At 46.8% G+C, this 14,383-nt stretch carries 12 protein-coding genes, 1 tRNA gene, 2 rRNA genes, 1 other RNA gene and 1 other annotated feature; of the genes, 13 read left to right on the plus strand and 3 right to left on the minus strand.

Annotation, left to right across the window (positions count from 1 at the left end; translation table 11 throughout):
* The 4 genes from rrf to CF394_RS08335 all read left to right on the plus strand — a co-directional run.
* Positions 1–113, plus strand: a 5S ribosomal RNA gene (gene rrf / locus CF394_RS08315); the annotation flags it as partial.
* A 1,303-nt stretch (positions 114–1,416) separates the two neighbouring features.
* The gene (locus CF394_RS08325) at positions 1,417–1,893 is read left to right on the plus strand and encodes a glutathione peroxidase (RefSeq protein WP_094942915.1); all 477 of its coding nucleotides are present in this window, start codon (positions 1,417–1,419) and stop codon (positions 1,891–1,893) included.
* A gap of 143 nt (positions 1,894–2,036) precedes the next feature.
* Positions 2,037–3,503 carry an IMP dehydrogenase gene (gene guaB, locus CF394_RS08330; RefSeq protein WP_094942916.1) on the plus strand — a complete coding sequence of 489 codons (1,467 nt, stop codon included), beginning with the start codon at positions 2,037–2,039 and terminating at the stop codon, positions 3,501–3,503.
* A 143-nt stretch (positions 3,504–3,646) separates the two neighbouring features.
* A complete protein-coding gene (locus CF394_RS08335; protein ID WP_439332866.1) occupies positions 3,647–4,972 on the plus strand; it encodes a serine hydrolase in 1,326 nt (441 codons plus the stop codon).
* 17 nt (positions 4,973–4,989) lie between these two features.
* Here the strand turns inward: CF394_RS08335 and pdxR are convergent, their stop codons facing one another.
* Positions 4,990–6,369: a MocR-like pyridoxine biosynthesis transcription factor PdxR gene (gene pdxR, locus CF394_RS08340; RefSeq protein WP_094942918.1), complete on the minus strand. Its 1,380-nt coding sequence runs from the start codon at positions 6,367–6,369 to the stop codon at positions 4,990–4,992.
* Between the two features lie 132 nt (positions 6,370–6,501).
* Positions 6,502–6,705: a binding site (T-box leader), on the plus strand.
* A 64-nt stretch (positions 6,706–6,769) separates the two neighbouring features.
* Here pdxR and serS point away from each other — a divergent pair.
* A complete protein-coding gene (serS, locus tag CF394_RS08345) occupies positions 6,770–8,044 on the plus strand; it encodes a serine--tRNA ligase (RefSeq protein ID WP_094942919.1) in 1,275 nt (424 codons plus the stop codon).
* 25 nt (positions 8,045–8,069) lie between these two features.
* On the opposite strand, the gene tadA is transcribed toward serS, so the two are convergent.
* The gene (tadA, locus tag CF394_RS08350) at positions 8,070–8,552 is read right to left on the minus strand and encodes a tRNA adenosine(34) deaminase TadA (RefSeq protein WP_094942921.1); all 483 of its coding nucleotides are present in this window, start codon (positions 8,550–8,552) and stop codon (positions 8,070–8,072) included.
* Positions 8,553–8,682: 130 nt separating this feature from the next.
* Here tadA and CF394_RS08355 point away from each other — a divergent pair, with 130 nt between their 5' ends.
* Positions 8,683–9,321 (plus strand): deoxynucleoside kinase, encoded by a 639-nt coding sequence (locus CF394_RS08355; RefSeq protein WP_094942922.1) that lies wholly within the window; start codon positions 8,683–8,685, stop codon positions 9,319–9,321.
* The gene (locus tag CF394_RS08360) at positions 9,318–9,986 is read left to right on the plus strand and encodes a deoxynucleoside kinase (RefSeq protein ID WP_094942924.1); all 669 of its coding nucleotides are present in this window, start codon (positions 9,318–9,320) and stop codon (positions 9,984–9,986) included. The genes CF394_RS08355 and CF394_RS08360 overlap by 4 nt, the downstream gene beginning before the upstream one ends.
* A 321-nt stretch (positions 9,987–10,307) precedes the next feature.
* On the opposite strand, the gene CF394_RS08365 is transcribed toward CF394_RS08360, so the two are convergent.
* A tRNA-Ser gene (locus CF394_RS08365) sits at positions 10,308–10,400 on the minus strand.
* Between the two features lie 122 nt (positions 10,401–10,522).
* On the opposite strand from CF394_RS08365, the gene ffs reads away from it, so the two are divergent.
* From ffs to CF394_RS08395, 6 genes are all read left to right on the plus strand, one after another.
* An RNA gene (gene ffs / locus CF394_RS08370) (signal recognition particle sRNA large type) lies at positions 10,523–10,789 on the plus strand.
* Positions 10,790–10,885: 96 nt separating this feature from the next.
* Positions 10,886–12,580, plus strand: coding sequence for a DNA polymerase III subunit gamma/tau (dnaX, locus tag CF394_RS08375; protein WP_094942925.1), 1,695 nt, complete (start codon positions 10,886–10,888; stop codon positions 12,578–12,580).
* A gap of 19 nt (positions 12,581–12,599) precedes the next feature.
* Entirely contained in the window at positions 12,600–12,923 is a 324-nt protein-coding gene (locus tag CF394_RS08380; protein ID WP_094942927.1) for a YbaB/EbfC family nucleoid-associated protein, read from the plus strand.
* Between the two features lie 12 nt (positions 12,924–12,935).
* A complete protein-coding gene (recR, locus tag CF394_RS08385; RefSeq protein ID WP_094942928.1) occupies positions 12,936–13,532 on the plus strand; it encodes a recombination mediator RecR in 597 nt (198 codons plus the stop codon).
* A complete protein-coding gene (locus tag CF394_RS08390; RefSeq protein WP_243370755.1) occupies positions 13,532–13,756 on the plus strand; it encodes a YaaL family protein in 225 nt (74 codons plus the stop codon). Before recR ends, CF394_RS08390 begins: the two co-directional genes overlap by 1 nt.
* Positions 13,757–14,319: 563 nt before the next feature.
* A 16S ribosomal RNA gene (locus tag CF394_RS08395) occupies positions 14,320–14,383 on the plus strand; the annotation flags it as partial.

Consider the following 14,383-nt stretch of genomic DNA (forward strand, 5'->3'; position numbering starts at 1 on the left):
AGTGATGATGGCGAAGAGGTCACACCCGTTCCCATACCGAACACGGAAGTTAAGCTCTTCAGCGCCGATGGTAGTTGGGGGTCTCCCCCTGTGAGAGTAGGACGTCGCTGGGCAACATGGAAAGAGGTCATCCCGAGAGGGATGGCCTTTTTTGTATATTTTTAGATGTGGAAGGCGTTCGCCCAGAAATGCTTCGGAGATCAGGCGTACCCATAGAGGCGCCCTCTGCCTCTGTGGGTGCGAATGATCTTTGAATGTATTTCTAACGCCTGCAACTCGATTACGTGTAGAAGCGCAACTGACTCTTAGGGCCAGCCTTTTAATGGTAGAAGGGCCTTTCTAGCAAGAGCATATATGGTGGAGACTATTGGTGCAGATATTACAGGCAGGTCTCGACGTAAACGCGCCAACTGCCGACGTAAAATCGATATCTGCCTCCGTAAACGTTCCATCTGCCGACGATGCGCATATGAACGAACGAGGTCTCGACGCAAGCGCGTCATCTACCGACGTAAAACCAACATCTGGCTCCGTAAACGTTCCATCTGTCGACGATTCGCCTAGGAACGAACGAGGTCTCGACGCAAAAGCGTCATCTGCCGACGTAAAATCGATATCTGCCTCCGTAAACGTTCCATCTGCCGACGATGCACCTAGGAACGAACGAGGTCTCGACGCAAAAGCGTCATCTGCCTCCGTAAATGGTCCATCTGCCGACGATTCGCATCAAAGCAGCGATCACAGACCCCACTTTTAAAATCACCGCAAGTCATTTCCATACCAAAGCAACGAAAAATCCCCTCAAATGAATGAATGCCTCAAACCCGCCCTTTCTAGAAAAGCCCTTAAGACTCAAAAGCCTTTCTAGGAAAATCTGATTCTCTTCAAACTTGAATTGCATCATCAAAGAGCGCCTCCACGGACACGCCCGATTTTTACAAGATTTCTAGAGTGGCGTTCTCCACATCTAACTGGATCCAGTTGCGCAGCCTAGAAACCCATTCAATAATCAGGCGCAACCCATGAGGCACAAAACGCCTCACGGGTTACGCCTGATTCCCGAAGAGTTTCTGAGCAAGGCTGCTCCACTTTTCTTACTATCGAGTTGCAGGCGTTAGAAATACACGTAAAAACCATTCACCCCAACCGAGGCAAAGAGCGCCTCAATTGGTGCGCCTGGTTTTCACGAGATTTCTGGGCGAACGCCTTCCACATCTAAATGGTATCGAGTTGCGAACGCCAGAAATCCCCGCAAAAATCGGTCGCATCCATAGAGGCAAAGAGCGCCTCCACGGACACGCCCGATTTTTACAAGATTTCTAGAGTGGCGTTCTCCACATCTAATAGGCATCAAAGTTGAATTCTGCACGCATCCTCCGTAAAGTAAAAGTACTACCGAAAGGAGCGATTTTCTTCATGACTACTGTATTCGACTTCAAAGTGAAAGCAACAACAGGTGACGAAGTAGCATTAGATGCGTATAAAGGAAAAGTGTTAGTTGTCGTCAACACGGCTAGTAAGTGCGGGTTCACGCCACAGTTTGAAGAGCTTCAGAAGCTGTATGATACATATAAGGACCAAGGCTTCGAAGTACTCGGCTTTCCAAGCGACCAGTTTAACAATCAAGAGTTCGATGACATTGATGAGACAATGAGTTTCTGCCAACGCAACTACGGTGTGTCGTTCCCGATGTTTGCGAAAGTTGATGTGAAAGGTGATCAAGCAGAACCACTGTTTCAACATTTAGTATCGGAAAAGAAAGGCTTGTTGTCTGAAGGAATCAAATGGAACTTTACAAAGTTCTTAGTGGACCGTGAAGGCAATGTTGTAAAGCGCTATGCTCCTCAAACAAGCCCTGCCAAAATTGAAGAAGACTTGGTGAAGTACTTATAAAAGCGGAGAAATCCGCTTTTTCTTATGGAACTAAGTGATTGAAAAATCGGAATACATGTTTAATTTGTGCTTACCTTGACACCTCTCTAGACCGCTGATAACCTTAACACTAATATTTAAAATCAAGAGGAGGAAGACGGAAAATGTGGGAATCAAAATTCCAGCGTGAAGGTTTAACATTTGATGACGTATTGCTTGTTCCAGCGAAATCAGAGGTATTGCCAAAGGATGTCGACTTGTCTGTTCAACTGACGGAAACGATTAAATTAAATATCCCGGTAATCAGTGCAGGGATGGATACAGTGACAGAAGCGAAAATGGCCATTGCTATGGCGCGCCAAGGTGGTCTTGGGATCATTCACAAGAACATGAGTATTGACGAGCAGGCAGAACAAGTAGAGACTGTAAAACGTTCAGAGAATGGCGTCATCACGGATCCGTTCTTCCTCACACCGACTCACCAAGTGTATGATGCAGAACATTTGATGGGCAAATACCGTATTTCCGGTGTACCAATCGTCAACAATGAAGAAGAGCAGAAGTTAGTTGGGATCATTACAAATCGTGACCTTCGTTTCATTCAAGACTATTCATTGAAAATTGATGATGTCATGACAAAAGAAAATCTAGTGACAGCACCTGTAGGAACAACATTAGAAGAAGCAGAAAAAATGCTTCAACAATACAAAATCGAGAAACTTCCGATTGTCTCAGAAGATGGCACTTTAAAAGGTCTTATCACGATTAAAGACATCGAGAAAGTCATCGAATTCCCGAATGCTGCAAAAGACGCACACGGTCGACTGTTAGTAGGAGCTGCTGTTGGAGTCACTAAAGATACGTTAATGCGAGTAGAGAAGCTAGTGAAGGCTCATGTCGACGTTATTACAATTGATACGGCTCACGGCCACTCTCAAGGTGTTATCGAGACAGTAAAAGAAATTCGCGCTGCTTACCCAGAACTTGCAATAATTGCAGGAAACGTGGCAACAGCAGAAGCAACACGCGAATTGATTGAAGCAGGCGCAGATGTAATCAAAGTTGGTATTGGGCCAGGTTCGATCTGTACAACACGTGTTGTTGCAGGAGTTGGGGTTCCACAAATCACGGCAGTTTACGATTGCGCAAGTGAAGCACGTAAGCACGGTAAGTCTATCATCGCAGATGGCGGAATCAAGTACTCTGGAGACATCGTGAAAGCTCTAGCAGCTGGTGGCCATGTCGTCATGCTAGGTAGTATGCTTGCAGGTACTACAGAAAGCCCTGGAGAAACAGAAATCTTCCAAGGTCGTCGTTTCAAAGTGTACCGTGGTATGGGATCAATCGGTGCTATGGAACGCGGATCAAAAGACCGTTACTTCCAAGAAGATGCGAAGAAATTGGTTCCAGAAGGAATCGAAGGACGTCTTCCTTACAAAGGACCTCTTGCAGATACGATTCACCAGCTAACAGGCGGGATTCGTTCTGGTATGGGTTACTGTGGAGCACACAACTTAGAAAAACTTCGTAACGAAGCACAATTCATCAAAATGACAGGTGCCGGTCTTCGTGAAAGTCATCCACACGATGTTCAAATCACAAAAGAAGCACCGAATTATTCTATTTCCTAATAACTAGTTCCAATCAGGAACATTCGCACACATAATGCCGTCTAAACTAGGCATTATGTGTGTTTTTTTAATGAACATGCATTATTTTGCGACTTCTTGTGATAAAATGAGCAAGGAAAAATAGGCTTTGGAGGGTAAATACGTTGAAAAAATGGATGGCACAGTGGATCCTCGTTCCGATGCTTTTGATTTCGGGAATCGTGGGCGTTCCACAAGCAGCACAAGCGGAGACAGATCCGCTCAATCTTACAGTAGATGCTGCAATAATGATTGACGCAGAGACCGGGAAAATTCTATATAGCAAGAATGCAGAGCAACCACTTGCAATTGCCAGTATGACAAAAATGATGACAGAATACCTGTTGTTTGAAGCCATTGAAGAAGGACGTATTTCATGGGATCAGCAGTATTCTGTGACGGATTATACATACAAGCTTTCTCAAAATCGTGCTTTAAGTAATGTTCCGCTTCGTCAAGACGGTACCTATTCGATTCGTGAATTGTACGAGGCTATGGCGATTTATTCAGCAAACGCTGCTACTGTAGCAATTGCTGAGACTATTGCAGGCACTGAAGACAACTTTGTCAATTTAATGAATGAAAAAGCAGAAGAAATGGGTCTTGAAGGATACACATTTGTGAACTCGACAGGACTTAATAATGCGGACTTGATGGGAATGCACCCAGCTTCAACGGGCGCTAATGATGAAAACGTTATGCCAGCAGAGTCTGTAGCACGTCTTGCTTTCTTATTACTTCAAGACTATCCAGAAGTGTTAGAAGTAGCAAGTATTCCAAAGAAGACATTCCGTGAAGGAACAGAAGACGCGATTGAAATGTCGAACTGGAACTTCATGCTTCCAGGACTTGTGTATGAGTACGAAGGAATCGACGGATTGAAGACGGGGACGACAGAACTTGCAGGTCACTCGTTCACAGGAACTGCAGAACGTAACGGCATGCGTCTGATCACCGTGGTCATGAAGGCAGTCGATTCTAAAGGTGTGGGTTCTTATAAAGCACGTTTTGATGCAACACGTGCCATGATGGATTACGGTTTTGCTCAGTTTACGAAACAAGAGATCGTGGCACCTGGACAAACAATCGAGGGTGCGGAAACGATTGCCATCGATAAAGGGAAAGAAGATGAAGTCGGAATTGCTGTGAAAGACGGCATCTCTATGGTCATCAAATCTGGTGAAAAAGAATTGTACACACCAGTCTTCACTCCTGAAACGGAGCTCTTAGAAGCTGAAGTGGAAAAAGGCCAAGTGGTCGGTAAAGTGAAGCTTCAGAAGACAGAAGGCGAAGATTTAGGTTATATCCTTGAAAAAGATGCTGGCGTAGATGTAGTGACTACAGCTGCGGTGGAACGTGCTAGCTGGATCTCTTTAGTGTTCCAGGGAATCGGTGCCTTTTTTGCAGGGTTATGGGGTAACGTGACAGACTTTGTTGGCGGCCTCTTTTAATGAAACAAACCACAGACTCAACTAGAGCCTGTGGTTTTTTGTATACAGATTTTTTTTAGTTCTTCAAACAGAACCGTCAGGGCTTCTTCCAGTTCTTCTTCCGGAATACCACCAAATCCAAGCAACAGTTTTGAAGACGACGTCGTACGGTCGATCCGGTAATGGTCGAGCGAGGAGAGACGGATACTCTCTTCAGCAAGTAGCTTGCGGAGTTGCTCGCCAGAAAGCTTTGTCTTGCAATCGATGACGACATGCATTCCTGCCTGGTCTCCTGAGATGGAGAGCCAGTCGTCATAACGAGATCCGATACGATGCAAGAGGTCCAGTTTGCGCTTGTAGAGCTTACGCATTCTATTCACGTGCTTCTCAAAGTGACCTTGTTCCATGAACTGCGTCAAGGTCGCCTGGTCAAAACGAGGAACGGTAGCAGCATAATGACCAAATCGTGCTCGGTAGACCTCGAGAAGATGGCGAGGAACGACCGCATAGGCAATCCGTAGAGACGGCATAAGCGACTTAGAAAACGTGCTCAAATAGATGACTCGGTCTTGTGTATCGAAGCCTTGAAGCGCAGGAATGGGCATCCCTACGTAACGGAACTCACTGTCGTAATCGTCTTCGATGATGTAGCTTCCCGTTTCGCTCGCCCAGGTGAGCAGCTGATTGCGCCGCGATGCAGACAAAATGGCGCCAGTAGGAAACTGGTGAGCCGGCGTTACATAAGCGGCTGTGGCTTCTGTCTGTTTGAGTTCGGAGACGCGCATGCCTTCTTCGTCAACAGCAATTGGAATCGCCTGATAAGCACTGTCCTGTGAGAAATGGTGCGTTAAGGAATAGCCGGGATCCTCAATTGCAAGCACACCTTGTTGTCCCATTAGGCGCAGTAAGAACGGCAGCAGCTGTTCGGTTCCAGACCCAAGAATGAGTTGATCTGGACTGCAACGAACGCCGCGTGATTGAAATAAATACTGCGTGATCTGCTGACGAAGAGTTAGGTCTCCTTGAGGGTGCCCGAGGTGAAGCAAATCTCGGTTGCGGTCCGATAAGACGTCGCGCGCACATTTACGCCATTGATCTAAAGGAAAATGAGCCAAGTCAATCTTCCCCGGATGAAAATCATAGCGAAAGCTCGGTGTTAGTACCTCTGAATGCGCAACAGGAGCAGCTGGCTCGCTTCGAATCAGTTCGGTACTGTTTTGAACGAAGTAGCCTTTTCGCGGCAGAGCCAGCACATACCCTTCGTCCACGAGTTGGTGATAAGTCGTCTCGATCGTCGTTTGACTGATTGATAGATAGTCCGCCAATTGGCGCTTCGATGGTAGCTTCTCACCTTCTGCAAGTTGTCCTGTTAAAATGGCTTCTCGGAATGCACGGTATAGGCGTTCATACAATGGCATAGAAGAATCATCGGAAAGATGGGGTAAAAAGAATTCGATAGGTGACGCCTCCCCCTGAGTAGATTCTTTTATTATACGGGATGCGTTTGCAAATTTTAAAACAATCGGGTAAAATAGAGCTAATTTCATGTGCGAAAAACGATGATCGGAAGTAGTAACAAGCCCGTTTTTTCAAGAGAGTCAGCGGTTGGTGTGAGCTGATAAAAACACTTGTGAATCCATCCTGAGAGTTGTCTCCGGTATAACGGGGACCGGTCCAGTGGCCGTTATGAGACAAGTGGTGTTCGTTACGCGGACACAACCAGGGTGGTAACGCGGGTAGCTCTCGTCCCTTTTTTAGGGATGGGGGCTTTTTGTATGCAAAAATATCGTTGGAAGCCAAATTTAAGGAGGAATTTCTATGTTAGATGTACGTTATGTACGAGACAATTTTGAAACCGTCAAAGCGAAGCTTGCGAAGCGAGGCGAAGACATTTCTGAGTTTGACCAGTTTGAGACGCTTGACCAGAAACGCCGTGAGTTGATTGCGAAGACTGAGGAACTAAAATCTGAGCGTAATAAGGTGTCTGAACAGATCTCTACAATGAAACGTAATAAAGAAAATGCAGACGAAGCGATTGCACGCATGCGCCAAGTCGGCGATGAAATCAAAGCGCTTGATGAAGAGTTACGTGATGTCGAAGAGAAGTTCACACACATGATGATGCGCATTCCGAACATTCCACATGACAGCGTACCTGTCGGCGATACAGAAGACGATAACGTCACGCACCGCACATGGGGCGAGACGCCAAAGTTTGAGTACGAGCCAAAAGCTCACTGGGACATCGTGACAGACTTGAAGCTTGTTGACTTCGAGCGCGCTGCAAAGGTTACTGGAAGTCGTTTTGCATTCTACCGAGGTCTAGGAGCTCGTCTAGAGCGTGCACTTTTAAACTTCATGATGGACCTGCATTCAGAAGAACACGGGTACGAGGAAATGATCCCTCCGTACATGGCTAACCGCGAGAGCTTGACGGGTACGGGCCAGTTGCCGAAGTTTGAAGAAGATGCGTTCTTGATTGAAAAAGAAGATTACTTCTTGATTCCAACAGCAGAAGTGCCTGTAACGAACTTCTACCGCGATGAGATCTTAGATGCGGAGCAGCTACCACAAGCGTTCACTGCATACAGCGCATGTTTCCGTTCTGAAGCAGGTTCTGCAGGACGCGACACGCGTGGTCTAATTCGTCAGCACCAGTTCAACAAAGTAGAGCTAGTTCGTTTTGTGAAGCCAGAAGAATCTTATGAGCAACTTGAATTGCTGACAGGCCACGCAGAAAAAGTCCTTCAGTTACTAGGTCTTCCATACCGCGTGTTGTTGATGTGTACAGCAGACCTTGGGTTCACAGCTGCGAAGAAGTACGACATCGAAGTGTGGTTGCCAAGCTACAACGACTACAAAGAGATCTCTTCTTGCAGTAACTTTGAAGATTTCCAAGCGCGTCGTGCAGGCATCCGTTTCCGTCGTGAGCCAGGAGCGAAGCCAGAATACGTGCATACACTAAACGGTAGTGGTCTTGCTATCGGCCGTACAGTAGCAGCTATCCTTGAGAACTACCAACAAGAAGACGGCTCTGTCGTCATTCCAGAAGTCTTGCGTCCTTACATGGGTGGAAAAGACGTCATCCGCTAATTAAAAAAACAGCCAGAGTCCTCCTTCAGGATTCTGGCTGTTGTTGTTTGCGAAGCTTTTTCTGTTGTCGTAAGTTACGGAAGAACGAAGTGAGCAGCTCACCACATTCTTCTGCCGCCACGCCTTCAATCACGTCACACTCGTGGTTGAAACGCGAGTCATTTAGAAGTGTGTAAAGCGAATGTACACATCCCGCTTTCGGATCTCGTGCTCCGTAGACGACCGTTGGTATACGAGACTGCAAAATAGCACCGGCACACATCGGGCACGGCTCGAGTGTGACATATAGAGTGGTCTCTTCAAGACGCCAGCTGCCGAGGTGTTTGCAACCTTCTTCAATGACCAGCATCTCGGCATGCGTCAGAGCGTTTTGTGTAGTCTCGCGCAGGTTAGAGGCACGTGCGATGATCTGGTCCTGGTAGACGAGGACGGCGCCAATCGGGACTTCGCCTGCGTCTCCGGCCTTCTTTGCCTCTGCGATGGCTTCTCTCATATAGAAGTCGTGCATAAGACCTTCCTCCTTCTTTATTTTAATCGTGGTGTTGTTGAAAGATGGACGGATTTTCATCTATGTTTCAAAGGGGAGCTATGGTAAAATGGAAAGCACGACTTGAGACAGAAGAGTGAGGTCAGAAGCTATGTCCATTCCATTTATTACGGTAGAGGGGCCCATTGGTGTAGGGAAAACATCTCTAGCCAAAGCCATTGCCGATACCTATCAATTTGAACTACTGAAAGAAATTGTTGATGAGAACCCGTTCCTGGATAAGTTTTATGACAATATTGCGGAATGGAGCTTCCAAACCGAAATGTTTTTCCTCTGCAACCGCTACAAGCAATTGGCAGACATCCAAAAGCATTATATCGCAAAGGAACGTCCTGTCGCTGCTGATTATCATATTTTCAAAAACCTCATTTTCGCGAAACGCACACTTTCGCCGATTGAATACACGAAGTACGAAGCGATCTATTCCATTTTAACACGCGACATGCCGGTTCCGAATATGGTCGTGTACCTCGATGCGAGCCTCGACGTGTTGTTAGAACGGATTGAACTACGTGGACGCGACTTCGAGAAGAAGATCGACCCGGCGTATCTTGCGCAGCTTTCTGCAGATTACCGTGTATTCATCGAAAATTTCGAGAAGGCACACCCAGAAGTACCAGTCCTTCGCTTTAGTGGCGATGACTTTGATTTTGTACAAAACCCACAAGACTTGGCCCATATTTTAGATAAAGTAGATGCAACACTACATAAAAGGAGCTTGCAACGATGAATTTACGAGACAAATACGGCATTCCCCATGATGCTGTAATCACCATTGCCGGAACAGTCGGCGTTGGAAAATCGACGATGACCAAAACTTTAGCGGAGGCCCTCGATTTCAAAACGTCTTTTGAAAAAGTGGATACCAACCCGTATTTGGACCGTTTTTACGATGATTTTTCGAAGTGGAGCTTCCATTTACAGATTTACTTCCTAGCTGAGCGCTTTAAAGAACAGAAGCGGATGTTTGAATACGGTGGCGGCTTCATTCAAGACCGTTCGATTTATGAGGATACAGGGATCTTTGCGCGCATGCACAAAGAGAAGGGTACGATGGATCCAGTAGATTACGAAACATACACGAGCCTCTTTGATGCGATGGTTATGACACCATACTTCCCACACCCAGACTTGTTGATCTATTTGGAAGGCTCTTTAGAGAGCATCATCGGCCGCATTCAAGAACGTGGACGTCCGATGGAGCAGCAAACACCAATCACGTATTGGGAAGAGATGCACGGACGTTATGAGGACTGGATCGATAATTTCAACGGATGCCCTGTGCTTCGTTTGAACATCAATGATTACGATATCGTGAAGCGTCCAGAAGACGTGGAGAAGATTTTAGACCGCATCGGTAGCCATCTGACGAAGACGGCTGTGTACCGCGGATAGATAGAAGAGTGTGTGGCCCCTTTGTCTCTTATGGAGACGGAGGGGTTTTTTGAGTTGCGAGGAGATTAGTTTCCATAATTTCATTTGGGGCGTTGATGCGAGTCAGTCGGTCGTTAAACGAGAGAGTATGGGCGTTAAATGGCGCTGCAAAGTCGTTAATCCAACATTTGAGGACGTTAATATTTCCCGCAAACAAAAAACTGCCCACCCCACAAAATGTGAGACAGGCAGTTCGAAATATTCAGACACGAAGTTTTCAAGAAAAATTCGACCTGGAGTGATCGAATTCAATCTCGTATTTATGCGTGTGTGTTTATAAAATGGAGGAGGTAGAGGGATTCGAACCCCCGCGCGGTTTGACCCGCCTGTCGGTTTTCAAGACCGATCCCTTCAGCCGGACTTGGGTATACCTCCGAAGTACAGAAATAAATTTATCACGTCTAAAAATGAAAGTCAACAACGAAATTCAATTTTTTTCACGAGAATTTTCACGTCGCATTTGATTTTTTGTTCGCAGGTGCGTATACTAATAAATGCCGTGCTAGGTGGGAAGGTAGCGGTGTCCTGTAACTCGCAATCCGCTCTAGCGAGACTGAACTCCTTCTCTGAGGCTGTTTGCATGTGAGGTCTGGTGTTTGCACGTAGTGTTGACGTCCGGGTCCTGCGCAATGAATACCCATGAACCATGTCAGGTCCGGAAGGAAGCAGCATTAAGTGGTGCTATTTATGTGCCGCGGGGTTGCCTGGGCTGAGCTAACGACAAGCGTGCCGCTCATGTGTAGCAGTCGAAGGAAGGTGCACGGTATACATAGAAGATTCACCCGTTTTCCGTTAGGGAAGACGGGTTTTTTATGGTATAATGGAAAGAGTGACTGATGATCAGAAATGGAGTGGAATGTGTGACCTATCAAGCATTTTATCGTGCCTACCGACCGCAATCTTTTGCGGAAATGTCCGGCCAAAAGCACATTAAGCAAACCCTCCAGAACGCGCTAGACTCTGGAAAAACAACACATGCCTATCTGTTCTCAGGACCTCGCGGAACCGGAAAGACCAGTACAGCTAAAATCTTTGCGAAAGCATTGAACTGTGAAAACGGTCCGGCCAAAGAGCCCTGCAACACATGTGCAATCTGTACAAGCATCACCGACGGCTCGAACCCAGACGTCTTGGAGTTCGATGCGGCCTCTCACTCCCGAGTAGAAGAAATGCGTGACGTCATCGAAAAGGTTCGTTTCGCTCCGTCAAATGCGCGCTACAAAGTGTACATCATCGATGAGGTGCATATGTTGTCAACAAGTGCCTTCAACGCGCTGCTGAAAACATTAGAAGAACCACCACCCCATGCCGTCTTTGTACTCGCAACGACAGAGCCACATAAAATTCCTCTGACGATTATTTCTCGCTGTCAGCGATTCGATTTTAAACGGATTTCCAACAATGACATCGTAGAACGAATGATTCAAGTGCTCGATGACGCGGGAATCCCCTATGATGAGAAAGTGCTTCGTCTTCTTGCCCAAGCTTCAGCTGGCGGGATGCGCGATGCACTCAGTCTGCTCGACCAAGTCGTCTCGTACAGTACGGGAACAATGACCATGGAAGAGGCGTTGTTCATTACAGGTTCGATTGGTTCTGATGCGTTTGTGACGATTGCAGAGGCTCTCCTTGCTGGAGACGTCAATGCAGCACTCGCGACACTGGACCAATTGATCATGGACGGGAAAGACCCGGTTCGCTTGATTGAGGACCTGGTAACATTCTTCCGTGACTTGTTGATCATGCAACATGTAGAAGCTCCAGAAGACATGGTGGAACTAGCAGAGCCGACAGAAGACGTGATAGCTCTTGCCAAGCGCTATTCGCAGCAGCGTCTCTATGCAAGCATTCAAATTGCGACCGAGATGCAACAAGAGATGCGTTTTTCGAATCATCCTAAGATTTATGTCGAGACAGCCCTCATTCGCTTGTCCCAACTATCTGACCAGCCTGCAGCTACGGGAACTTCTTCCGTATCAGACGAGCAGGTACAGAAACTGGAGAATAAGATTGCGAAGCTCGAGGCGCAACTGAAATCGGGTGGTGGCACAGCTCCTGCGGAAGCGCCGAAACAAAAGCGTCAACGCGGACCGAGCGGCATCAAAGTACCGGCCGGCCGCATTCAAGAAGTCTTAAAATCCGCTACAAAACCAGCTATCCAGCAAGTAAAGACGCAGTGGGCCCAAATCTTGCAGCAGCTGCAACGTTCACACGCCGCGCTCCTCAATGACGCGGAACCGGTTGCGGCATCGGATACGGCTTTTGTGTTAAAATTCAAATATGAAATCCACTGCCAGATGGCAATGGACAATCAAACGTTCTCGACCTCGTTCCCTCAAGTAGTGGAAGACGTCACCGGAACGCTTTATGAAGTGCTCTATACCCCGGAAGATCAGTGGCTCGAAATCCGCTCTTCCTTTATCGCAGGCAATCAATTGGCTGGCGGTGTGGAAGAACCGGAAGCAGGGGATGATGTGGACGTCCAAGAAGATCCACTTATCTCTGAAGCGACCAAACTGTTCGGGGAAGATTTTGTAGAAATCAAAGAAGACTAATATCGAGGAGGAAATCACTATGCGTGGTGGAATGGGAAATATGCAAGGTATGATGAAACAAATGCAGAAAATGCAGAAGAAAATGGCGGAGGCCCAAGAAGAGCTTGGCACACAACACTTTGAAGGAGTTGCAGGTGGCGGTATGGTGAAAGTCACTGTAACGGGTCACCGTGAAGTAGTTGGCGTCGCACTTGATGAGACGGTCGTGGATCCAGAAGACGTAGAAATGCTACAAGACCTAATCGTGATTGCAACGAACGAAGCACTGAAAAAAGCAGAAGAGACAGCGAATGCCACAATGGGCCAATTCACGAAAGGATTGAACCTTCCTGGCATGTTCTAGGAGGACACTAGCATGCACTATCCAGCTCCGATTTCAAAGTTAATCGACAGTTTTATGAAACTGCCAGGTATTGGGCCGAAGACAGCGGCCCGTCTGGCGTTTTTTGTTCTTAGTATGAAAGAAGATACAGTCACGGACTTCGCAAAAGCGTTGATCGATGCCAAGCGAAATCTCAGCTACTGCTCGGTCTGTGGTCATATTACAGATATTGACCCATGCGCCATCTGTCAGGATGCGTCACGTAACCAGACGATGATCTGCGTCGTGCAAGACACGAAAGACGTCATCGCGATGGAAAAGATGCGAGACTACCAAGGGCTGTACCATGTGTTGCATGGTGCTATCTCTCCAATGGAAGGAATCGGACCGGAAGATATCAATATTCCCCCACTCCTCAAGCGTCTTCAGAACGAAGAGGTTCAGGAATTGATTCTTGCGACCAACCCGACCATCGAAGGAGAGGCTACGGCCATGTATATCTCTCGACTGGTAAAACCATCCGGGATTCGCACAACACGTATTGCTCATGGTCTACCTGTAGGTGGCGACTTGGAATATGCTGATGAGGTGACCTTGTCTAAAGCCCTTGAAGGGAGACGCGAGTTGTAGTGGCGATCTTCTCGAAGCGAAACAAACTAAAAAAAGAGTACGACGCGAGGTTCATTCGTTTATTAGAAGAAACGCGAAGTGATTGGCACACAGCCCAGGCTCTGGAGTCTCACTTGGATGACTACAATCTTGATGCGATTGCCAAGCGGAAATCATTAGAGAGCATTCACTTCTATCTATATAAAGAAGCAAAGCGTCGTCAAGTGGTCTATAAACCGAATTAACTGCATATCGTAAAGGGAAAGGAGCCATGGAGATGATCTATCTTGGTCTTTCCCTTTTTTGTTTCTACTATTGTTTGTTTTGCGTCAGCCGGTCACGAAGTTCTTTGAATGGATCAGCCCGTTTGTTTGGCGAGCAGCTATTGGCCTCGTCTGTTTATATGCTCTCCATCTCACAGCGGGATTCTCAGTTATCTGTGGTGTTCCAGGAGTTATCGGCATCTTGGTTTTATCTTTTTTTATGTAATTGAAAAAAGCTATTGACCGTTCTATGCAATGCGTGTATTATTAGTTAGGTCGCCAAGACAACACGGCAACAACAGAAAAATAAAGTGTTGACAACGTTTTGATAAGTTGCTATACTTTAAAAGTTGTCTCAAGACGACATATGAACATTGAAAACTGAACATGCAAGACGTCAAGATAGAGCGTCACCACCCCGACCCCCGTTGGGTGTGCGTGACGCAAACAGAACCAAGTCACTTCCTATAAACGGTCGTGACGGACGTTCAAAAATGGACATCATTATGATGCCAGCAACAAAATGAGCTTCTATTAAGTTCTCTTTTATGGAGAGTTTGATCCTGGCTCAGGACGAACGCTGGCGGCGTGCCTAATACATGCAAGTCG

This window comes from Tetzosporium hominis, assembly GCF_002265435.1.
In the GTDB taxonomy this organism is placed as follows: domain Bacteria; phylum Bacillota; class Bacilli; order Bacillales_A; family Planococcaceae; genus Chryseomicrobium; species Chryseomicrobium hominis.